This window comes from Curtobacterium uvaldense (genome assembly GCF_028307415.1).
GTDB lineage: Bacteria > Actinomycetota > Actinomycetes > Actinomycetales > Microbacteriaceae > Curtobacterium.
Window position 1 is genome coordinate 37,758 of record NZ_JAQMHU010000018.1, and the last position, 21,912, is coordinate 59,669.

Below are 21,912 nucleotides of genomic sequence, written 5' to 3' on the forward strand. Positions count from 1 at the left end.
CGTGAATCAAACGCTTTTCGATATCTGATACTCGGTCCCAAGCCATCCGGCGAACAAGCATTGCAGGTCATCTCACGAGGGTCCGCGCGACTACCGGATGTGGCAGATCGTCGCGGTGTAGCGCCGCGGCCCAGGGTAGCGCTCGCGGGCGATCAGGACGCAGGGCTGGTGCGTGGTTTCGCCCTCTGCCGGGTGCACCCACGTCATTGCGGCAGGGGCGTCGGCCAGAGTTCCTCGAGGCGAGCGACGTCTTCTTCCGTCAGTCCGGAGTCGCCGCCGATGGCGGCCATCGTTGTGTCCCACCGTCGATACTCGTCCGGTCGAGGCGTCAGGAGCACACCGATAGTGATCAGGTCAGAAGTGTCGCCAATCCGCCCGACCCGCTCATGATGTCGGAGGCGCAACCAGTAGTGGAACGAATCCCTGGTCTGCTCGCCGAACTCCGAAGCGACGCCGAAGGAAAGCTGGTCGCGGTCGGCCGCGCTGAGGAACGTGCGGAACGCCCACCGCGTCTTCCCTTCCTGCACATTGCTTAGCTTTTCGAACGCGTCTAGAAGGAAAGCGCCGAGGTCAGTGCGGTGAGCGACCGGTAGGCTGTCCAGCGAGGCGAGAACGCGTCGCCTGTCGTCCTGCTTGGCGTCGTCGAGCGGGATCGTTGCGATGTCCTCCAGGATGATGCGGACTAGTTCGTGCGCCTCATCCCCGTCTGACCCCGCTGGTGCGGACGGCAGTGTCGGTGCAGACGTTTCGATGCCGAGACCGATGAGAGCGGGGTCGAGGCTGCCTGGGGTGGCGCGCTCATCCGCGGCGGCAAGCTCGTAGTACCGTTCTGGCTCGTCGCCAAGCCGTGACGGCTCAGTTGCGACGCGATGCAGATACTCGACCACTGCATGCGTTGACCGCAACTGCGTAAAGAGGAACTCCCAGTCCCGGCGGTCGAGGACGACGGTGCCGAGCTTCTCACCTACTTCGGTGAACTCGACGCCAGACGGCGGCGCTGGATGGTCGAGAACGACTACGGCGGCCCATGAAACTGCACTGCCGTCGACCGTCACCGGTCGTCCGCGTCCGTCCACAAGTGGGACAGCTGCTGCGGTGACTCGTCGGAGAGTGCCGGCTGCTTGTTTCTTCGCCTTCGAGACGACCTTCCGCGCCCAACTGCGTTCGCGCTCGTCGTCACCCGGTGTGCCCTCTCGGGCTTTCGCTTGCACGATGATGCCTCGACCGCCGACGATGAGAAGGCCGTCGGCGACCTCACGCACGCCTGAGCCTTTCCGTTCCACCGGCGCGGTGAACACAAAATCTGGCAGCCCCCACGTTGCTGCTGCGTCTCGGATCGCGACTTCGGCGGCTTCGCCTCGTTTCGCGTACGGCCGAAGGGGGGACGCGTTCGGCACTACACGTTCGAACACGCCGGTGGGTGTACGCACAATGAGCCGGAGCGTTTGACCTCCGGTGACGACACCAAGACCAATGGCGGAAGCGTCGAGGGCTTCAAGAGAATCTGCAGTCCAGCTCTCACCGGCGTCCTTCCACGTGGGCGTCAACCGGTGCGCGCCACGGACCGGTCGGGCGCCCGGGACGTCGTCGGTGAACGATGAAAAGACAGCAGCGAACGCACGGATAGTCTTGACGAGACGTCCGAGACGCGCGCCGAAAGTGTCCTCAGCAGAAGTCGGCTCGAACCCGTCAAAGCCAAGGTTCAACTCCGTTCCCGCCATCGCCGCGACGGAGGTCTGCGGCCGGTACCCCTTTACGACGAATGACCCAACGACGGTGGAGCCAACCACCGCTCGAGCAGACGCTGGTTCCGCGCGGAGAACGCTTCGCGGAGAGTCGGTCCGCACCTCCGGTGACACCGGCGTGGCCCACACGCCGATGCAGCTGCCGTCTCGCACCTTGTTCGTCCAACCAAGGAGTTCCACCACAGCGTCGCGGAACCGGTCGACCGTCGCGTCGCCGGAGGGAGCGGAGAAGGGCTGGCATGCACGGACCAGCTGGTACTGCACCTTCAGCACTTCGTCGAGACAGCCCTGCTCGAGCAGCGCCTCGAACCCTTCGCGGCTGTCCGCGACCGGGAAGAACCGCGACGCTGCTGGATCTCGTGGACGGTGCTGCAGGGTCATCGCAGTGAACGCCTCGACCACCAGACTATCCAACGTCGACCACAGCTCGCCGAGCACGGTGGTGAAAGCAGCGTGCAGCGCTTCCTGCTCACCTTCACGCCAGTTGAAGGTGATTGCGATTTCCCCTTGCCCATCCGGACCGACGGAGACATGTGTTCGTGCAGGCTCGGCATCGAGGACGTCCGACCATCGTGCAACCAGCGTCTGCATGTGAGCACTGGCGACTCGGAGGTGCTGCCATGTGACGGGGAACGACTCCGAGGACATTGAAGCGACTGTAGAACCTGCTGCGGACATCGCGCGGCTCAGCATGTGTCGAGGCCCGAAGGGCCGCCGCCGAAATGGAGGATTCTGCGGAAGACGGGCGAAGCCTTGACGTCGGAGTCGAACCTCGAGTCGAGGTGCCATGCGGCGCGGCACGCGGAGCCTGTCGCACACGTCTAAGGGAAGATCGCCCCGGCGGCCTTTCCATGACGCCCAGTCGTACCCGGTGGGTCACGACCCTCTGCACCGGAAAAAGCCCAGGTCAGTGGGCATAGAAGGAGCGGGTGAGAAAAATTGGGAGACCCCTGGAGGAAACGGGTCGCGCGTAGCGGCCATCGGATCCGCGGAACTGAGCGGAAGGCGGGAGATATGTGAATTGCCCGCCACAGAAAACCCCCGCCCGCGCGGGGGGTTTTCTTCATCTCGAAGCTTCCGGGCCGTGCCCGTGCGAGCTCGGCGTCTGAAGTCCAGTTGATGGTGGGGCGGGAGTTCGTTGTCAGGACTCTCGCTGAGAGTCTTGCAGGCCGAGGATCTCACGGAGGACCGTGACGGCGCGCTCCGGGGCGCCAGCGGCCGTGAAGGCTTCTGCGGCGCGTTCCAGGGCGGCTCTCCGGTCGTCCGGTTGGTGGAGAACCGCGAACACGGCGGCCCTGAGGATCTGACTCTCAGCGATCGTCTGCCCTGGTAGCTCGTTGGCGAGGAGGATGTCATCGATCATCTCGAGCGCCCGGTCAGGCTCGGTTGCCGTCAATCGACTGGCTCGGAGGAGCTCGAGTTCCGCGAGGTCGTCAGCGTTGCCGACGATCGCCAGCCCGTGCTCCGCGCGCTCGATCATGGCGTCGACGTCGGTGTCGACTCCTGCCTCGATGCGGAGTTCGGCCGACGCCTTGTGGAAGCGTGCCCACGCGCGCAGCGATGCCTCGGGTCGGAGGAGTCGCGTCGCGTCGTCGTGCCATGCGATCGCCTCGTCGTACCGGCCCTCCGCGAACCGGACGTTGCCGACCGACCAGGCCGCGAGCGCTCGCGTGTGGCTGTCGGGCAGCTCCGCTGCGAACTGCTCGAGGTCCTCGGTCGCGGATGCGAGCGCTGCGGTCTCCCCGCGCTCGGCAAGAGCAGCGATCTCGGCCGTCCGGGCGGCGACGACGACCTCAGCCGGGCAGTCCACTGCCGCGTGGGTCGCTTCGACCGCTTCCGTCGCCGCTGCTCGTGCGGCCAGCAGCTGTCCGTCGGCCCGCAGGGCCCGAGACCGGGTGGACAGGGCAACGGCGCGGAGAACGGGGGACGAGGATGCAACCCTGCTCTGCAGGAGGTCTTCGGTCGTGTCGAGGCACCCGGCGAGATCTCCGCGCTCGAGCTGCGCTTGGGCGCTGACCTGGAGGACGGCGAACTGATCGCCCCCTGACTCGCGCTCGACGGTGACGTACTCGTGGCGCGACAGCGCCTCGTACATCAGCACCTGCGAGACCGTCGCCGAGACGTCGGCGTCCGGGAGGTCGTCGAGGAGCTCGTCCACCGGCACGGCCAGTCGATCCGCGAGGAACGACGCCACCTCGACTGACGGCCTCCGCGTGCCGCGCTCGAGGTGCGAGATGTAGCTCGCGGAGAACCGGTCTCCTCCGAGATCGGTCTGCGAGATCGCCCGTTGGCTCCGCAGTCTGCGAAGGTTCGCTCCGAATGTCGCCATGTCCGTACTTCCCGGCCACCCACACCCGTCCGTCGGACGACGAACCCGCGTCGAAGGTAACAGCAGGGGCGTGGTGTGACAACTCGCGACTGCCGGTCGACCGAATATGACACAAAGTGTCACAAAGATGACTGCGCGTGTCATATGCTCGTCGCGACCACCCCGGACCCGCAGGGAGACAACTATGCACAAGCGCACTGCCGGCGCTCTCGTCGGCGCCCTGATCGTCGGAGCCAGCATCCTCATGGCGACGCAACCCGCCGTCGCCGGCGAGGGCAAGTGGCCCTCGGCCGTCGCCGGTGAGGGGAAGTGGCCAACGGTCGCCACGGCTTCGTCCGACTCGTTCCCCGCGGATGCTCCTGGAACCGTGCACCTGCTCGCAGGCGGTGCCCTGTGAGCGCCCCCGCTCCGACGCTCGCGACGTCAGTCCTCAAGCACACGCCCAGCGGCGACCCGGTGGAGGGGTTCGGTCTCGATGCCGAGCACCCGGCGCCGTTCGAGGCATCGCGATGGAGCCTGGCACCCGGGTTCACCTCGGACTGGGACGAGCACGACGTGGTGGAACTGTGGTTCGTGTCGACCGGCACAGGCATCGTGTCGCACGGCGAGGTCACTGTTCGGGTGCGGGCAGGCGACGCGGTCTACATGCCGAGTCGCACGCGACACCGCGTCCACAACGACGGGGACGAGCCGATCACCCTCTTCAGCGCTTGGTGGTCTCCGGTGGTGTCCGAAGCGGTCTCCAGTGCCTGACCACGTCCGAACACTCCTCGACGAGACCGTGCGCGAGACGCCGACAGCGCGTCGGTACCTGTTCTTCCCGGGCTACCTGACCCCGAACGGCGAGCTCCACCTGGGCCACATCGCCGGTCCGTACCTCCGAGCCGAGATCGCTCGCCGGACGCTCGAGCTCTTCGGCGCTGACGTGACGACCGTCAGCGCGTCGGACGCGTTCGAGAGCGGGGTCACCTACGCCGCGGCGACCAGCGGTGAACCGGCCGTCGAGATCGCAGCGCACCACACGGAACGCGCTCGGACCGCACTGACGGGTCTCGGGTTCGCGACGGACCTGTTCGCAGATCCGAGTTCGGGCGCCTGGCGCGAGCGCGAGCGGACCGCTGCGATCAGCCTGGTGGAGATGCTCGAACGAGTCGGGCGCATCAGTCTGCGCGCCGAAGAGCTCCTCGTCGGAGAGCCCCCTGCTCCGTCTGCTGGCATCGGTGCCTTCGTCCGGGGTGCGTGCTCGTCGTGCCGCAGCTCGCAGAGCGGGAACGTCTGCGAGCTCTGCGGACGCTGGCTCGATGCTGCGGCGATGGAGAGTGTGTGGCCCCACGACGGAGTTCCGCGGCGTGCCGTCGTTCGATCCGCCTACGTCCAGCTGAGTTCCGCGCTCGACGTCGAACGCATGGCGGGGGTTGTCGAGACGGACTTTGAGTACCTCGTCCCTGGCGGTCTCGACGGTCCAGCGGCGCTCCGCGCCAGCTACCCGTCCTGGTGGGGGCTCGAGTGGCCGGGCGGATCCCTCCCGGGGCACGTGCTCTCCAGCTACGTGCTGGGGAAGTACGGCGCGGCACGGATGCTCGGGGACGCCGTTGCATCGCAGCTCGGATCCGATCCGTTCAGCCCGGGTAGCGATGTGGTCACCGTGGCCTTCGGCGGTCTGGACAGCGCCTTCGGGTGGTTGGCACTCCACGGCCTCACGGGTGCGACCATCCCGTTCCGTCCGTTCGACCACGTCGTGGTCAACCGTTTCCTGCTGCTCGACGGCGAGAAGTTCTCGACCTCGCGACGCCACGCCATCCGTGTGCACGATGCCCTCGATGCCGGCGTCGACGTCGACGCGCTCCGACTCCTGCTCTCCCGTGTGGCGCCCGGTACGACAGAGACGGACCTCGACGTGGAGATCGCCACACGTCGGTCGGCGGAGGACATCGCAGCGGTCGAGCGTGCGCTCCGTCGAACGGCGTCCGCGGTGACGGGCGATGCAGCGCACGAGGAGATCGACCCGGCTGCATCCCGCCGCGCTCGCGAGGCGCTCGCGGCGCTTCGTGAGGCGGTGGTCCTTCCGCGGGTGGACGTCCCGAGGATCGCGGAGACCTTCTTCGACTGGGCGGAGTGGATCGCGGACGGAGGCGCGGCACGATCGCCGATCTTCGCTCGCCGAGTGCTCGCCGTGCTCGCCTTCCCGTTGGTACCGGCGTGGGCAAAGGCCGTCGAAGCAGGCGCAGGGGGTGGCCTCCTCCCGTCCGGAACGGAACCGGCAGCCGACCTGGACATCACACCTGTTCCGCGCGATGCCCTTGAGTCGCTCCAGGAGCGGGTCCGGTGACGGCGCCCGGGGGCGCTCGCCCGCATCTCCTGGTCGTCGGCGCGGGCATCGTCGGGATCACCAGTGCGTTCGAAGCCGTACGGTGCCACGATGTCGACGTCACCCTGATCGACCGGACCGCGCCGCTCGCCGGCATCAGCGGGCGCGCGGGGGCTGGGGACCTGCCACTGGGATGGAGTCCGCGACACGACGACCTCATGCGTCGTTCGTGGACCTGGCACCGGACCGTGCTCGGCGACGGCCCGTGGCGGAGCCGCTACCTCTCGATCTGGTACGACCTGAGCCCGGAGACCCGTCGGATGGTCCTCGGCGGGACGACCCGCGTCGAGGGGGAGACCGCAGCCCTCGCACACGTGCTCGGCGGTCCGAGCTGGCTTCCCGAGGCGTTCGACGTCTCGTGGAGCTACCGGATCTCGCCCAAGATCCTTGCCCGGCGGTTGCTCGACGAGCTCACCGTAGACCCGCGGTTCTCCTTCCGGACGGGCGACGTGCAGGAGGTCGTCGACGGAGCAGGGGGCGGCGTGATCGCCGAGTTCGACGACGGCCGGCGTGTACGCGCCTCGGCGGCGATCATCGCTGTCGGTCCCTGGGTGAACAACCGGACGAACTCCTGGGGGCTCCTTGCTGAACGGGCCGGAGTCCGGACCAAGCGGGTGTACGGGTTCCGAGCGAGGATCGACACGGAGCGGCGTGCCGCGCTGATGTTCGCGGACGCGGATGCGGGCATCTTCGCGATGCCGGTGACCCGTCCGGACGAGATCGCGTTGAGCGTCAAGCACGATGAGTGGGACGTACCGCCGACGGGAGCGGCGCTGCCGGACAGTGTCCTGGAGCGCGGCATCGACTTCATCGGCAACAGGACGCCCTTCGGTGCGGTCCGATCGGTCGAGCCGCGCGTGCACGTCGACACGTACGGGCCCGGAGCGGTGCCGCTCGTCGAGAGCACAGCAGCCGGAGTGGCGGTCGTCACCGGTACGCACGGGTCGGGCGTCCGGCTGTCACCCGGTCTCGCACAGGACGCGGTCGCGCGCGTCCTCGGCGCGCCCACTCGTGGTCTGCCGCAGGCGACTCCTCCGGTGGCTTCGTCGCCGGGGATCTAGGGGGAAGGACGAGATGCGGTACTCGGTCGATCTGCTCTGCATCGGGGCGGGAGCGAAGACGACGGCCGTCGTCGCGAAAGCACACGTGCTCAACGGACGGCGGGCTCGCCCGGTACGTGTCCTCGTCGTCGAGAAGCTCGCGCCCGCGGCGCACTGGAACGGCGAACACGGCTACACCAGCGGGGCAGAGCACCTCGGTACCAGGCCCGAGAAGGACATCGGCTTCCCCTACCAGTCGTCCGAGACCCTCGGCCCTGGCTTCGGCTACGTCGACGACGAGATGGCAGAGCTGTCCTGGCACAGCCACCTCCGCGACGTCGGGCAGTACGGCAGGTGGATCGACCGAGGCGCGCCGGCAGTCACTCACGCCCGCTTCGGAGCGTACCTCTGCTGGGTGCAGGAGCGTGCCCGTCACGGCGTCACCCATCACGGCTCGGGTGTCAAGAGTCTTGCGCTCGTGGACGGCTCCTGGAGGGCAGTGCTCGACGACGGCACGGAGGTCACTGCTGCGAGCGTCCTCGTGACGGGACCCGGTCGGATGCGGCCGTTGCCGGGTTCGGAGGAGTTCGACCTCCCGGATGCCGCGAGCCCGCGTTCGGCGCTCACGGCACAGGTCGGCTCGTCGTCCCACGTCGTGGTCGTCGGTGGCGGTGAGAGCGCTGCCAGTTCGGCACGCACGGTGTTGGACGCCCTGGGCCCGAGGGGCAGCGTGACCATCGTGAGTCCCGGGCACCTCCGTTCCCGTTCGGAGACCTTCCAGGACAACGAGTTCTACACGAACCCCGAGGCGAACTGGTCCGACAAGTCCTGGGACGAGCGCCTCGAGTTCATCCGACGCACGGACCGGGGTGTCGTCTCACCGCAGCTGCTCGAACGCCTCGCCAGCGACGACCGTGTCACCGCTGTGACGGGACGCGTCCGCCTCGTCGAGCGCGTCCTCGACGGGTACCGTCTCGACCTCGGCAGCTCGGTGCTCGACGCGGACGTGGTCGTGAACTGTTCCGGATTCCGCCTCGCTCCGCTCCTCGAGGACCTCCTCGACCGGCGGAGCCTCGAAGTCCTACGGAACGCAACCTCGTCCTTCGACGACGCCGAACTTGCGCGGGTCGTCGATGACGACCTGCGCCTGGCGCCCCTGCCGGCTCCGCTCTTCGTCCCCGCGCTCGCCGGACCCCGGGCAGGACCCGGTTTCGCGAACCTCAGCATCCTCGGGAAGCTCGCCGATCGGGTCATCCTCTCCGTGCTCCGCAGACAAGGGCCGACCACGGCGCAGATCGGAGAGGCAGAGGTGCTCGATGCTGTTCTTCGTTGAGGCGGCGACGAGCGGGTCCGGCCTCCGCCTGCTCCGTCAGCTCACTGATCGCGGAGAGCCGACCGTCTTCGTCACGAGCAACCGTGCCAAGTACTCCGGAGCCGAGGACGCTCAGGTGCTCGACCGTCTCGACGGTGAGGGACGGCTGTTCGAGGTCGACTCGACCGAGGACTACCGCACGCCCGGAGCACTGGTGTCGATGCCCGGGCCGCACGGCGTCATCGCCTCCGGTGACCGCTACCTCGCGTTCGCGGCACACCTCGCGGAGGATCTCGGCGCTCCGTTCCCCAGTCGACGAGCGATCGACGTCTTCCGGGACAAACGACGCGCGCGGGAGCTCTACGACACACTCGGGGTCGGCCGCGTCCGATGGGCACCCGCGGACTCCGAGGAGCGGGTCCGCTCCTTCGCATCGGACGTGGCGCCGATCGGGGTGATCAAGAACGTGCGGGGTACCGGGAGCCAGGACGTCGGGATCTACGCGGGTGTGGTCGAGGCCGTCGAGACCTGGCGCCTCCTCTCCGCTGCGGACCGCTACCTGGCCGGTGCGCTCATGATCGAGGAGTACGTGCAGGGACCGCTGGTCAGCTGCGAGGTGCTCGTCAGCGCCGGGCACGCGCAGGTGCTCGGGTACACCGACCGTCAGCTCTCGCCGTTCCCGACCGTCGCGGAGGTCGGGTACACGTTCCCCGCGGACCTTCCCGGCGCGTTGCAGCACGACATGCGGACCGCCGTCGACGCCGTCGTCGCGGCCCTGCAGATCGAACAGGCGTTCCTGCACGTCGAGTTCGTGCTCCGCGAGACCGGTGCGTACGTGGTGGAGATCAACCCACGGCTCCCGGGGGCGCTCGTGACGTACATGCTCCAGGACTGCCTGACGCCCGACTTCGCGCAGATGGTCGCCGACTCTGCGCTCGGACGACCCGTGTCGGCGGCCACGACGAACGGACTCGTCTCGAGCGGGTACATCGCCTACGCGCCTGCTCGAGCGCGCGCGTCAGCGCCGTCCGACCGCGGAGCGGCGTCGGCCTTCCCCTGGGTGGTCGACGTGCTCGGGGGCGTCATCACGGGCGCAGAGATCGCCCCTGCGAGTGACTACCGCGGCGCGGTCGGTCACGTCCGCACGCTCGCTCCGAGCCGGAGCATCGCCCAGACGGCGGCGCGTGCCGCGGCCGAGTTGATGATCCCCCCGAGTGCCCCACGCACCGACACCGAGGAACCATGATCCACATCGAGCTCATCCCACTCGAGCACCCGCTGCCAGCAGACGTCGAGTCGTTCGGGGGCGGTGACACGCTGTACTCGTCGCTCCGCTGGAACCGCGCCTTCTCCGGGCGGGATGCGGCGTCTTCCGTGGTGGTAGCCCGGGACGATCGCGGGGCGGTGCGAGGGACGCTCCTCGCACACCTCATGCCGGAGGGATCGCGGAACACCGTCTACGACGTCGGCACACTGCTCGGCACCGCAGCGCACGTTGCGCCCCGGAGTGCGCAGCTGCTGCTCGGAGCGCGGAACGGTCAGTGGAACGGCTTCCGGGTCGCCGCGAGAGCCCCTTCGGAGCGTGCGGAGGTCCTCAACGCCCTCGTCGGTGGAGCAAGCTCCATCGCCGACGTCCCCGTGGGATTCCTCTACGGAACGCGTTCGGATGCTGCGGAGGTCGCCACTGCGATGGGACCCGACGCGACGCTGCTCCTCACCGAGGTGAACTCGACCGTGCAACTCGGCCACGGGGGTTTCGAGGCGTACACCGCAGGTCTCCCGGCGAAGCGGCGCTCGGACGTGCGACGTGACCTGGAGGCCGCCGGCGGTTTCCCGATGAGCAGCGATGTCGGATCCGATGATCCGGTGGTGACTGCGTGGGCGGGTCTCGCCGCGGAGACGCAGCGCCGGCACGGGCAGCCCGCGGATGCTGAACGACTCGCGAGCTACCTGCGAACGTGCATCGACGGTGCGGAGCGCGCGATCGGGTTCTGGTACGGCGAGCGCTCTACGCCCACGGCGTTCGCCCTCGCCCTCGTGCAGGACGGCGTCCTGTGGGTCCGTCTCGTCGGCCTGCGCTACGACGAGCACGGCGGGACGTCGGGACGGTACCCCGGCGTGCTCGTCTTCGGTCCGGTACGGCTCGCCGCAGCGGAGGGCCTGGTCGCGGTCGACCTCGGAGCCGGTCTGGCCGACTTCAAGGGACGTCGAGGCGCCCGGACGGAGGCACGGTGGTCCGCGATCCTGTCGGGTGACTCAGCGATCGACCGGGATGCCGTGGACGCACGGAACGCTGCAGAGGCCGCGCGTCTCCGCGTCGACCTCGTGGACTCGGGCTCGGGCTCGGTGCGAGTATGACCGGCGCGACGACCGTCCCGGCGGCGACGGACTGGCGTTCCTCCTTCAACCGGTTCTGGGCGAGCCACTCGCTCTCGCAACTCCTCGCCCAGACGATCGCAGTCGCGGTGCCGCTGATCGCCATCTCCGTGCTGGAGGTTCCCTCGGCGCAGGTGGGCATCGTGACCTCCTTGCAGTTCGCGCCGGTCCTCGTCGTGACGCCCCTGCTGGCGGCGCGCATCGACCGCGTCGCGCGGCTCCCGCTGATGCGAGGTGCGCACTGGGGGCGGGGTGCGCTCTGGCTCCTCGCGGCGGTGCTGACGGCCACGGACCTGTTGTCGTGGCCGGCGCTGATCGTGATCGTCACCCTCGCGGGTGTGTGCACTGCCGCGTTCGACGTGGCCACGCAGACCTTCATCCCGAACCTGGTGCCGCGAGAGGATCTTGTCGCGGCGAACTCTCGCGTGCAGGGCTCGCTGTCGTTCGCGCAGATCGTCGGGCCTGCGGCTGGCGGTGTCCTCCTGGCGTTCGGGCACGTCGGTGTCGCCTTCCTGTTGTTCGCCGCGGCGTTCGTGGCCTCGGGGCTGCTCCTCATGCGGGTTCAGGTCGTCGAGCGCACCTTCGCCACCGAGGAGTCGTTCGCAAGTCGGTTCACTGCGGGGTTCCGCGTGGCGTTCGCGAACTCCACGCTGCGGGGGCTGCTCCTCAACGCGACGTGGTTCAACCTGTTCGAACAGCTCATGATCACGACGTTCCTGGTGTACGCCGTGCGCGTCGCCGGCCTCTCCGAGGGGACCGTGGGTCTCGTCATCGGGGCGGGAGCAGCGGGGGCGCTGCTCGGCGCGGTGGTGAGCGGCCGTTCGGTCCTGGGCAGCACGAGGGTCCGCCTCGTCCTGTTCTCCGGGTTGGCCGCTGTCGCTCCGAGCGCCCTGGTGCTCGTGACCGACGAGAGCGCGAGGTCGATCGCCAGCGCCGTGGCCGCGTTCTTCTGCTACGGAGTCGGAGTCGCCGCGTACAACGTGGTCGCGATCTCGCTCCGACAGCGGGTCACACCGCAGGCCGGCCTCGGGCGGGTCGGCGCCGTCTACCGCATGTTCGCCTACGGAGCCATCGCCGCTGGTGCGGCGGTCAGCGGCCTCCTCGTCTCGTTCGCTGGCGTCCGTGGGGCTCTCGTCGCTGCGGTCGTGGCCCTCGTCGTGGGCTGGTTGCTCATGAGCATCGTCCTCGTCCGTACCCTGGGCAGGAACTCCGAACCGGAAGGAACGTCGTGATCGTCCGCGAACTCGCCCCACAGGAGAGCACCCTGGCGTTCGACGCCATGCGCGCACTCCGGCCCGCGCTGACCGAGGTCGACTTCGCCGACCGTGTGCGTGAGCAGGCGGAGGACGGCTACCGCATCGTGGCCGCGTTCGACGAGGCCGACGGCGAGCGGGCGCTCGCGGTTGCCGGGTTCCGCGCTGCGAGCAACCTGGCATGGGGACGCCACTGCTACGTCGACGACCTCTCGACCCTGCCTGCTGCGCGGGGTCGCGGAGCGGCGTCGCGGCTCCTGTCCTGGATCTTCGACGAGGCAGCGCGGTCCGGCGCCGCCCAGGTGCACCTCGACTCCGGGGTGCAGGTGGAGCGACAGGATGCGCACCGCCTCTACTTCCGCACGGGCTTCCGCATCAGCTCCTACCACTTCAGCCGCACCGTCTGACGGAAGCGGTTCACCCGGACGCGGCTCCCTTCCGCCGCCCCCGCCCCGCCGACCGCGGCGGGTGCTGCCGCAGGTGCCCGCTGATCCGCCCGAGGACGTCCCCCAGCTGCGCGGCGTCGTCGTCGCTGATGTGCGCGAACAGCAGTCCGTGCACCGTCGCGATGTGCCCGGGCAGCACGGTGGCGAGCGCGTCGCGCCCGGCGTCGGTGAGGGAGACCACGGTGCTCCGGTCGTCGTCGGGTGACGGTCCCCGCGTGACGAGCCCGCGCTGCTCGAGCACCTGTGCCTGGTAGGTGAGCCCGCTGCGGCTGTAGACGACCCCGTCCGCCAGGTCGGTCATCCGCAGCCGCCCGTCCGGCGCATCGCCCAGCCGGGCGAGCAGCTGGAACTGCACGTAGCTGAGTTCGCCGGCGTCGCGGAGCTGCTGCTCGACCGCCGGGCGCAGCAGGGCCGCGACCTCGGTGAACGACAGGTACGCGCCGAGCTGGGTCGGGGTGAGCGCCGACGGGGGAGAGTCCATGCCCCGATCCTACCTGTTGCTTCGAACTCGAAGCAGGTGTACGGTCGACCCATCGCTTCGAATTCGAAGCAAACAATGAAGGGGAACATCATGAACGAGGACACCATGCGGGCAGTGCGGTTCCACGAGGTCGGCGGTCCGGAGGTCCTGCGGATCGAGGACGTCGAGCGCCCGGTTCCGGGCACGGGCGAGGTGCTTGTGCAGGTCACCGCCTCCGCCTACAACGCCGCCGACAACGGCATGCGCGGCGGGTTCCTGCCGATCCCGGTCCAGCTGCCGCACGTTCCCGGCTACGACGTGTCCGGCACGGTCGCCGCGCTGGGCGAGGGCGTCGACGGCCTCGCCGTGGGCGACGCGGTGGTCGGGTTCCTGCCGATGGAACGCGACGGCGGTGCCGCCGAGTACGTCGTCACACCCGCGGAGGCACTGGTCGCCGCCCCGACGGGCGTCCCGCTGGTGGACGCCGCGGCACTCCCGTCGGTGGCGCTGACGGCATGGCAGGCACTGTTCGACGAGGGTCGCCTCGAGGCGGGCCAGCGCGTGCTGATCAACGGCGCCGGTGGCGTGGTCGGGAAGTACGCGATCCAGCTCGCCGTCCGTGCCGGTGTGCACGTGGTCGCCACCGCGAGCCCGCGGAGCGCCGACGCGGTCCGCGCCGCGGGGGCCCAGCAGGTGATCGACCACACCACGACCGACGTCTTGGCGGCGGTCGACGAGCCGGTCGACGTGCTGCTGAACCTCGCGCCGATCGAGCCGGAGCAGTTCCGGGCGCTCGTCGCCGCCGTGCGTGACGGCGGGGTCGTGGTGAGCACCACGGCGTTCATGGCGACGCCGGACGACGAGTCCCGGGGCGTCCGCGCCGCCACGGTGTTCGTCCTGCCGGACCGCGGGCGCCTGGCCGAGCTCGTCGCGCTCGTCGACGCCGGGCAGCTGACGGTCGAGGTCACCCGGCGCATCCGGCTCGAGGACCTCCCGGCGCTGCACGCCGAGGGCGCGGCCGGGCGGATCGCCGGCAAGGTCGTCGTCACCGTCTGAGGGAGGACGACCGCCGGCCGGTCAGCCGATGAAGGACGCCGCGTCGACCGCGTGCTCGCCCGTGACGTACGGGGTGAGGTCGACCACCCGGTCGTCGAGGCGGAAGACGTACCGGCCGACCTGCTCGACCACGGCGCTCCGGCCGAGCCAGTCCGCGGCCTCGGAGCGCTCCTCCGGTCGGAGCCAGTCGACGGGGTCGGACGTCGACCGGAACCCGAGGACCGCCGCGGTGTCCTGCAGCGCCCGACGCTCGTCCGGACCGAGCAGGTTCCGCGCACTGCGGAAGTAGACCGAGTCGGGGTCCACTTCGTACAGCCGCCGCATCCACACCCGGTTGACCGAGGACACCAGCGCGTTGCGGGCGCCCTCGCCGGAGGGGTCGCCCACCCGCTCGGCGTTGTCCCAGAACGGCGCGACGTCCGGTCCGACACGGGCTCCGTCGAACACCCCGACCGAGGGGATCATCGGGACCCCGCACCCGAGCAGGTAGACGTCGTCGCCGACGGTGGCTCGGATGTGCTCGATCGCCTGCCGGTAGACCTGTTCGCGGGGCAGGTCGACGTGTCGGTGCCCGGCGATCGCCCCGGCGTACATGAAGTCGAGCTTCAGGTAGCTGTAGCCGTCCGCGGTGATCCGGTCGAACACCCCGCGGAGGTGGTCGGTCACCTCCGGGTTCGTCGTGTCGAGCGAGTGGTAGTGCGACCCCCAGTTGTGCCCGGTGACGAGCGGACGGCCGTCGTCACCCGCGACGAGCAGGTCGGGGCGCTCGGTGGCGATCGTCGAGCCGGGCAGGGCGATCAGCGGCGCGAGCCAGATGCCCGGACGGAAGCCGTGGCGCGCGATGGTCCGTGCGGTCGCCGCCATCCCGCTCGGGAAGTCGGGCCCCGCCGTCCAGTCGCCGACGATGGGCTCCCACCCGTCGTCCAGCTGGAAGACGTCGACCGGGTAGCCCTCGAGGTCGGCGGCCGCCCGCGCGATCCGGTCCTCGGTGATGTCCTCGTGGTACGAGTACCAGCTGCTCCACACGGTGCCGGCGCGGGCCGTCCGGCGACCGAGCCGCTCGGTGACCCGGTCGGCGTACGCGGCGAAGACGTCCTGCTCGGCGCCGTACGCGACGAACCACTCCGCGTCGTCCTGCTCGCTCGACGCCCACAGGACGTTGCCGTCGGCGCCGACCCGCGGGGTGCCGAGCCCGAGCGCCCCGACGAGGAGGGTGCCGCCGTCCGGACCGGTCACCGCACCCACCGCGCTGCCGGAGTGCGCGTGCGGTGTCTCGTTCGCGGCGTCGTCGGCGGTCAGCAGGCGTTCGGGGCTGTCCTTGATCCCGATGGTGTCGCCGTCGACCCGCGTCCACCCGCTCGGGCTCCACGAGTTCCAGCCGTGCCGGTAGAACTCGGCGCGGTGCCCGAAGGGGTGGAGCAGCGCGACGGGGCCAGCCGGGACGAGCCACCCGTCCGCCGTCCGGCGGGGTGGTCCGGAGACGTTCGCGGGCACCCGGAGGCCGTCGAACTCGAACGTGTACTGCACGGGTGGTCTCCTCGTGGTGTCGGTGCGTGGTGTCGATGCCTGGTGTCGGTGCGTGGTGTCAGCGGGCGGCGCTGGAGGTGGCCGGGACCGTCTCCGCGGTGAACCGCTCGGGGATCGGTGCCCCGGCCCGGCGCATCGCGACCAGGACGCTGCCGACGGTCGGATCGTGTCGGGGTTCGACGAGCTCGAGGGTCGTGTCCTCGGCGAGCAGTGCGATGGCGAACGCCTCGCGGAACCGTGGCGCCCGGAAGAGCCCGCCGGAGTACGACACGGGGACCGGCTCGTCGGCGGGGAAGCCGAGCGCGCGGACCGTCGTGCCGACCAGGGTCGTGAGCTCCGCGGCGGCGCGGCGCAGGACGTCGGCAGCAGCGTCGTCGCCGGCGTCGGCGGCTGCGACGACCACCTTCGCCAGGTCGGCGACGGTGCCGCGGTCCGCGCCCCACTCGTCCATGACGACGCCGATCAGGTCGAGGTCCTCGGTCACCCCGACCCGCTCGCGCACGAGTGCGTGCAGCGGACCCCGGGGGAGTCGGCCGTCCGCCATCCGCGAGAAGGCGTTGAGCCCCTGGACGGCGACCCAGTACGCGGACCCCTCGTCGCCGAACACCTCGCTCCAGCCGCCGACGCGGTGCGCGGTGCCGCCGCGCTCGCCGTAGGCCATCGACCCGGTGCCGGCGATCACGTTGACGCCGTCGCGGCCGGCCAGCGATCCGGCCCAGCCGCCGACCATGTCGTTGCCGCAGGAGTACCGGTCGTGTCCGAGCACGTCGGCGGGGAGGGCGTCGAGCACGGGGGTGTCACGACTCGACTCCCCGTGACCGGGGATGCCGAAGTGCGCGAACGTGATGTCCGCCGGGGTGATGCCGGCCGCCGACGTCACCGCGTCGACGCCCGCACGGACGACGTCGCCGACGAGACCGGTCCCCGCGTCGAACCAGGAGGAGGCCGGCTGCCGCGACTCGGCGAGCGTGGTGCCCTCGCCGTCGGTGAGCAGGAACGCGGTCTTGGTGCCGCCGCCGTCCATGCCGAGGAAGACGGTCATGCCCGTGCAGCTCCCGCGCGGTGGTCGTGGATGGTCACGCCCTGGACGACGCGGTTGACCGTGCCGCCCGGGAACGGGTTGTCCGGGGTGCACCCGTGCGCGACGGACGTGGCGAGGGCGAGGAGCTGGGCGAAGCCGACCAGGGCGACGCTGCGGAACGCGTCGTCGAGGCCCGCCAGGTCGTCGAGCGGGAAGGAACGCTCGTCGTCCGCGTCCCCGCCGACCGAGACGACCCGGACGGCTCCGTCCGCGCGGAGCTCCCGGAGGATGTCCGCGTCGTACCGCGCCGTGTACGGGTCCGACGAGCCGTAGACGACCACCAGGGTGTGCGCACCCGCGACGGCCTTCGGGCCGTGCCGGAAGCCGAGCGGGGTGTCGAAGAACGACACGACCCCGCCGGCGGTGAGCTCGAGCAGCTTCAGCGCCGACTCGCGTGCCAGGCCCTGCAGCGCTCCGCTGCCCAGGTACACGACGCGTTCGGTGCCCTCCGCGAGCGAGGCGATCCGTGCCTCCAGGCCGGCGATCGTCCGTGCCGCCGCGACCAGCGCGCCGGTGCCGGCCACGAGCTCCGGCCGGAAGGCCAGGAGGACGGCGAGGAGCATCGTGGAGAAGCTGGACGTCATCGCGAAGCCGGTGTCGTTCGTCTCGGCCGGCATGTCGAGGACGAAGGACCGGTCCTGCCCGCGGTGCTCGCGGGCGAGGGCGCCCGTGGGGTCGCAGGTGACGACCAGGTGGTGCGCGCCCGGTGCGACGTCGTCGACGACGCGGGTCGCTGCGACGCTCTCCGGACTGTTGCCCGAGCGGGCGAACGAGACCAGGAGCACCCGGCCGGGGTCGCCGAGCGAGCCGTGCGGGTCGGCGACGATGTCGGTCGTGGCGATCGACTCGACGCGACGGCCGAGGTGGCGGCGCAGGTCGACGCTCGCGATGTCCCCGACGAAGGCCGAGGTGCCGGCCCCGGTGAGCACGATGCGCAGGTCCTCGTCGGCGAGCAGCGGCTGCAGGAAGGCGTCGAGCGCGGCACGGCGGTCGTCGAGCGACGCGACGAGGCGCTGCCAGCTGTCGGGCTGCTGCAGGATCTCGCGGTGGGTCGCGGTCTCGTCGGCGCGGACGGGGGCGGTGGTGGTCACAGGGACTCCTTGCTGGTGGTGGTGGTGACCGTACCGGTGGCCTGCGCGCGCGGGGCGACGGCGGCGGCGTACGGACGCAGGACGTCGCGGACGCGGTCGAGCACGATGTCCTCGGCACGGTTCGGCAGCAGGCCCTCGCGGACCCGCTCGTACTGCACGGGCAGGTACTGGCTCAGCAGCGGGAGCGGGATGCCGACCGCGTCGAGGCTGCGGACGAGCGCCTCGGTCGCGGCGGTGATCTCCGGGTCCGGCCAGTAGTAGCGCATGCGGTCGCTGTAGCTGTAGGTGCGGGCGATGCGCTGCTCGTGCGCGTCGCCCTCGTAGTAGCGCTCCCAGCGGTCCGGCTCCGCGAGCATCCGACGCTCGACGACGCTGCGCAGGTCGACCGCGCTGCCGTCCGGGACGAGTTCCGCCTCGACGGCGTCGAGGGCGAACAGCGCCTCGCGGAGCCCGAAGGTCAGGCCGGGGCCGACCTTGAGCACCGCCCAGTGGTCGTCGACCAGGGCACGGAGCGCCTCGGGCGTCTGGTAGTCGGTCGAGTGAGCCTCGTACACGAGTCCGGGCGTCGCCTCGATGACCTCCTGCAGCGCGGTCGTGGCCTCGGGCACGTAGTCGATGACCTGCAGGTGGTCGAACTCCACCGCGGGCTGCACGACGAGCGCGACGACGCGTGGCCACACGTCGGCGAGGCCGGCGCGCTCGAACGCCGCACGGTGCACGTCGAGCGTCCCGACCGCGGCCGTCGCCGGGGTCGGCTCGAGGTCGTGCAGCGTCTCCTTCGCCCCGCCGGGGGTCGGGACCTCGGTGCCGATGACGTAGACGATGCCGTCGCGGTCGATCCCGGCGTCGGTGGCGGCGGACTCCGCGGCGGCGAGCAGCACGGCGGCCCGCTCGGCGACGACCGCGTCGGTCAGCGGGGCGACCTCGCCCTGCAGCGGCATGCTGCAGTCGAGGTGGATCTTCGTGTAGCCGGCGGTGACGTAGGCGCGGACGAGGTCGACGGCGAGCGGCATCGCCTCGGCGGCCGGGCGGTCCTGCCACGTGTTCGGGCCGAGGTGGTCGCCGCCGAGGACGAGCCGGTCGGCCGGGAAGCCCTCGGCCTCGGCGAGGTCGAGCACCGCGGCCCGGAAGTCCGCGGGGGTCATGCCGGTGTACCCGCCGAACTGGTCGACCTGGTTCGAGGTCGCCTCGATGAGCAGGGGGGCGTCGTCCTCGAGTGCCTGGCGCATCGAGGCCCGCAGGACGTACGGGTTCGCCGAGCAGACCGAGTACATGCCCTCACCGGATCCGGCACGGTGGCGAGCGACGAGCGCAGTGATGGGGTTCACGTGGTTCTCCTGGTGCGTGCGCCGCGGTCGGCGGCGCTGCCGACGCGGCACCGTCCGGCGCCGCGTCCGGACCCAGTGTCGGCAACGACCGATCACTTCCGCTGCCACAACGATCACTCCGGTCATTCGCAGTGATCGTTCTGGCGCATGATGGGTCCATGGACAACGACTCGCCGGACGTCGGCCGCAAGCGGCGGGACCGGATGCGGGACATCCTCGAGCGGGTGCGGGAGCAGGGCTCGACGAGCACCGACGAGCTGATCCGGGCCTGCGGCGTCTCGGCGGCCACGGTCCGACGCGACCTCGGCGAGCTCGAGGCGCGCGGTCTCGTCGTGCGCAGCTACGGCCGGGTCGAGTCCGTCGGTGCGCTCCCGGAGCTGCCCGTCGTGATGCGTGCCTCGGAGGCCGACGCCGCCAAGCGCGCGGTCGGTCGGCTCGCCGCACGGCTCCTGCCCCCGGGGCGACAGGCCGTCGCGGTCAGCGGGGGGACCACCACGAAGGAGGTCGTGCGGGCGCTCGGCGACCGGAACGGTCTGACGGTGATCACGAACGCCGTGACCATCGCGCTCGAGGTCTCGCGCAGCCCGCGGGTGAAGACGATCCTGACCGGCGGCACGCTCCGCGCCACCTCGCTCGAGGCGGTCGGTCCCCTGGCCGAGGCCGCGTTCGCGGCGTTCAAGGTCACGACGGCGTTCCTCGGCACGGACGGCATCAGCGCGGCCGGCGGCGTCACCACGCACGACGACACCGAGGCGCGGACGAACGGCGTGATGGTGACGCACGCCGACCGCGTGGTCGTGGTGTGCGACGGCTCGAAGGTCGGGCGGCAGACGATGGCGCGGATGGCCGACATCGGCGACGTGTCGGTCCTGGTGACCGACGAGCACGCCCCGGCGGAGGCGCTCGAGCAGATCGCCGCGGCCGGGGTCGAGGTCCTCATCGCCTGAGCGCTCCACGCCCGAACGCGCACTCGTCCTGCGCGTTTCGCGAGGCTGCGTGGTGGTCGTGCCCACCGCGCCCTACCGTGGGGCCCGGCCGGCGAACCCCGTCGAGGCCGCGCACCCGGACGCCGCAGGAGCCCGCGTCGGGACGCGTGACCTCCCACCCCTCCGTGCCCTCTGCCACCCGCCGGGTGGCCCCGACCGTCGTCCCTCGGCGGTACCCCGAACGAAGGGCTTCCCATGACCCGCATCGTGTTCGTCGGCGCCGGGAGCGTCGTCTTCACGCGACAGCTGCTCGCCGACCTCCTCCGGTACGACGACCTCCCCGAGCTGGACCTCCGGCTGTTCGACGTCGACGAGCGTCGCCTCGCCGTCGCCGAGGCCACCGCCCGCCAGGTGAGCGAGCGCCTCGGCCGGCCGGTCACCCTCACGGCGACGACCGACCGACGCCGCGCCCTCGCCGACGCGGACTTCGTCGTCGACATGGTGCAGATCGGCGGGATCGCCGCGACCCGGACCGACCTCGAGATCCCGGAGCGGTACGGGCTGCAGCAGACCATCGGTGACACGACGGGGGTCGGCGGCGTCTTCCGTGCCCTCCGCACCTTCCCGTTCCTCACCGAGCTGACCGCGGACATGCGCGAGGTCGCCCCGGACGCGGTCCTGCTCAACTACACGAACCCGATGGCGATGAACATCTGGTGGGCGGACACCGTCGCGCCGGACATCACGGCGCTCGGGCTCTGCCACAGCGTCTACTGGACCGCGCACGACCTCGCCGGACTCCTCGGCCTCGACGTCGAGCAGACCCGGTTCCGCGCAGCAGGCGTCAACCACCAGTCGTGGCTGCTCGAGTGGACGCACGAGGGCGAGGACCTGTACCCGCGGCTCCGCGAGCGCATCCGGCAGGACCCGGAGCTCGAGCGCCGGGTGCGCGTCGAGGTGTTCAAGCGGATCGGCTCCTACCCGACCGAGACGAGCGAGCACTCCTCCGAGTACCTGTCGTGGTTCCTCCGCTCGCCGGAGCAGGTCGACCGGTTCCGCCTGCGTCCGCTCGAGTACGTCGGCATCTCCGAGGACAACGTCGCCGAGTTCGAGGCCGCCGAGCGCGACCTGGCGGCCGGCCGACCCGTGCAGCTCGAGGAGGGCGCCTCGGAGTACGCCCCGCAGGTCATCCACTCGCTGGTCACCGGCACCGAGCGCGAGATCCACGCGAACGTGCCGAACAGGGGCCTGATCGACAACCTGCCGGACGGGTGCGTCGTCGAGGTCCCGACCACGGTCGGCGCCGGCGGCATCGCACCGGTCCCGATGGGAGCGCTCCCCGTGCAGGCCGCGGCGCTGAACCGGCCGTACGTCTCCGTGAACGAGCTCACCGTGCACGCCGCGCGGACGGGTGACCCCGTCGCGATCCGGCAGGCGGTGCTCATGGACCCGAACGCGTCATCGACGCTCACGCCCGAGCAGATCTGGGAGCTGTGCAACGACCTCGTCGTCGCCCACGGGGACCTGCTGCCGGAACCGCTGCGCGCGACGATCCCCGCACGCGGGATCTGAGC

The 21,912-nt window shown here is 70.6% G+C and carries 19 protein-coding genes; 12 read left to right on the plus strand and 7 right to left on the minus strand.

Annotated elements, in window-relative coordinates:
* Positions 1-203 precede the first annotated feature (203 nt).
* Together PIJ49_RS11495 and PIJ49_RS11500 are read right to left on the minus strand one after the other, a co-directional pair.
* Entirely contained in the window at positions 204-2,393 is a 2,190-nt protein-coding gene (locus PIJ49_RS11495) for a hypothetical protein (RefSeq protein ID WP_271826637.1), read from the minus strand.
* Positions 2,394-2,886: 493 nt separating this feature from the next.
* Positions 2,887-4,320 (minus strand): helix-turn-helix domain-containing protein, encoded by a 1,434-nt coding sequence (locus PIJ49_RS11500; protein ID WP_271826638.1) that lies wholly within the window; start codon positions 4,318-4,320, stop codon positions 2,887-2,889.
* Here PIJ49_RS11500 and PIJ49_RS11505 point away from each other — a divergent pair.
* The 9 genes from PIJ49_RS11505 to PIJ49_RS11545 are packed head-to-tail and all read left to right on the plus strand — an operon-like array spanning position 4,319 to position 12,830.
* Positions 4,319-4,471: a hypothetical protein gene (locus tag PIJ49_RS11505; RefSeq protein WP_271826639.1), complete on the plus strand. Its 153-nt coding sequence runs from the start codon at positions 4,319-4,321 to the stop codon at positions 4,469-4,471. The two genes, PIJ49_RS11500 and PIJ49_RS11505, sit on opposite strands and share 2 nt — an antisense overlap.
* Positions 4,468-4,827: a cupin domain-containing protein gene (locus PIJ49_RS11510; RefSeq protein ID WP_271826640.1), complete on the plus strand. Its 360-nt coding sequence runs from the start codon at positions 4,468-4,470 to the stop codon at positions 4,825-4,827. The genes PIJ49_RS11505 and PIJ49_RS11510 overlap by 4 nt, the downstream gene beginning before the upstream one ends.
* A complete protein-coding gene (locus PIJ49_RS11515; protein WP_271826641.1) occupies positions 4,820-6,403 on the plus strand; it encodes a class I tRNA ligase family protein in 1,584 nt (527 codons plus the stop codon). The genes PIJ49_RS11510 and PIJ49_RS11515 overlap by 8 nt, the downstream gene beginning before the upstream one ends.
* On the plus strand, positions 6,400-7,503 hold the full coding sequence (locus PIJ49_RS11520; RefSeq protein ID WP_271826642.1) for an FAD-dependent oxidoreductase: 1,104 nt from the start codon (positions 6,400-6,402) through the stop codon (positions 7,501-7,503). The genes PIJ49_RS11515 and PIJ49_RS11520 overlap by 4 nt, the downstream gene beginning before the upstream one ends.
* Positions 7,504-7,516: 13 nt before the next feature.
* On the plus strand, positions 7,517-8,815 hold the full coding sequence (locus PIJ49_RS11525) for a SidA/IucD/PvdA family monooxygenase (protein ID WP_271826643.1): 1,299 nt from the start codon (positions 7,517-7,519) through the stop codon (positions 8,813-8,815).
* The gene (locus PIJ49_RS11530) at positions 8,799-10,040 is read left to right on the plus strand and encodes an ATP-grasp domain-containing protein (protein WP_271826644.1); all 1,242 of its coding nucleotides are present in this window, start codon (positions 8,799-8,801) and stop codon (positions 10,038-10,040) included. The genes PIJ49_RS11525 and PIJ49_RS11530 overlap by 17 nt, the downstream gene beginning before the upstream one ends.
* The gene (locus PIJ49_RS11535) at positions 10,037-11,152 is read left to right on the plus strand and encodes a GNAT family N-acetyltransferase (protein WP_271826645.1); all 1,116 of its coding nucleotides are present in this window, start codon (positions 10,037-10,039) and stop codon (positions 11,150-11,152) included. The genes PIJ49_RS11530 and PIJ49_RS11535 overlap by 4 nt, the downstream gene beginning before the upstream one ends.
* The gene (locus PIJ49_RS11540; protein WP_271826646.1) at positions 11,149-12,402 is read left to right on the plus strand and encodes an MFS transporter; all 1,254 of its coding nucleotides are present in this window, start codon (positions 11,149-11,151) and stop codon (positions 12,400-12,402) included. Before PIJ49_RS11535 ends, PIJ49_RS11540 begins: the two co-directional genes overlap by 4 nt.
* Positions 12,399-12,830, plus strand: a complete 432-nt coding sequence (locus tag PIJ49_RS11545) for a GNAT family N-acetyltransferase (protein ID WP_271826647.1) — start codon at positions 12,399-12,401, stop codon at positions 12,828-12,830. The genes PIJ49_RS11540 and PIJ49_RS11545 overlap by 4 nt, the downstream gene beginning before the upstream one ends.
* Positions 12,831-12,840: 10 nt before the next feature.
* Here the strand turns inward: PIJ49_RS11545 and PIJ49_RS11550 are convergent, their stop codons facing one another.
* Positions 12,841-13,350, minus strand: coding sequence for a MarR family winged helix-turn-helix transcriptional regulator (locus PIJ49_RS11550; protein WP_271826648.1), 510 nt, complete (start codon positions 13,348-13,350; stop codon positions 12,841-12,843).
* Between the two features lie 105 nt (positions 13,351-13,455).
* Here PIJ49_RS11550 and PIJ49_RS11555 point away from each other — a divergent pair, with 105 nt between their 5' ends.
* On the plus strand, positions 13,456-14,385 hold the full coding sequence (locus PIJ49_RS11555; RefSeq protein WP_271826658.1) for an NADP-dependent oxidoreductase: 930 nt from the start codon (positions 13,456-13,458) through the stop codon (positions 14,383-14,385).
* Between the two features lie 21 nt (positions 14,386-14,406).
* Here PIJ49_RS11555 and PIJ49_RS11560 read toward each other — a convergent pair whose 3' ends face one another.
* Genes PIJ49_RS11560 through PIJ49_RS11575 form a run of 4 tightly spaced genes read right to left on the minus strand, consistent with a single transcriptional unit; the run spans position 14,407 to position 19,412 of the window.
* Positions 14,407-15,912, minus strand: a complete 1,506-nt coding sequence (locus PIJ49_RS11560; protein ID WP_066651502.1) for a glycoside hydrolase family 36 protein — start codon at positions 15,910-15,912, stop codon at positions 14,407-14,409.
* A gap of 58 nt (positions 15,913-15,970) precedes the next feature.
* On the minus strand, positions 15,971-16,954 hold the full coding sequence (locus PIJ49_RS11565; RefSeq protein ID WP_271826649.1) for an N-acetylglucosamine kinase: 984 nt from the start codon (positions 16,952-16,954) through the stop codon (positions 15,971-15,973).
* Positions 16,951-18,084 carry an SIS domain-containing protein gene (locus tag PIJ49_RS11570; RefSeq protein ID WP_209684547.1) on the minus strand — a complete coding sequence of 378 codons (1,134 nt, stop codon included), beginning with the start codon at positions 18,082-18,084 and terminating at the stop codon, positions 16,951-16,953. The genes PIJ49_RS11565 and PIJ49_RS11570 overlap by 4 nt, the downstream gene beginning before the upstream one ends.
* Entirely contained in the window at positions 18,081-19,412 is a 1,332-nt protein-coding gene (locus PIJ49_RS11575; protein ID WP_271826650.1) for a D-tagatose-bisphosphate aldolase, class II, non-catalytic subunit, read from the minus strand. The genes PIJ49_RS11570 and PIJ49_RS11575 overlap by 4 nt, the downstream gene beginning before the upstream one ends.
* Positions 19,413-19,570: 158 nt before the next feature.
* Here PIJ49_RS11575 and PIJ49_RS11580 point away from each other — a divergent pair, with 158 nt between their 5' ends.
* Positions 19,571-20,359 (plus strand): DeoR/GlpR family DNA-binding transcription regulator, encoded by a 789-nt coding sequence (locus PIJ49_RS11580; protein WP_066651508.1) that lies wholly within the window; start codon positions 19,571-19,573, stop codon positions 20,357-20,359.
* A 234-nt stretch (positions 20,360-20,593) separates the two neighbouring features.
* The gene (gene melA / locus PIJ49_RS11585; protein ID WP_271826651.1) at positions 20,594-21,910 is read left to right on the plus strand and encodes an alpha-galactosidase; all 1,317 of its coding nucleotides are present in this window, start codon (positions 20,594-20,596) and stop codon (positions 21,908-21,910) included.
* The last annotated feature ends 2 nt before the right edge of the window (positions 21,911-21,912 follow it).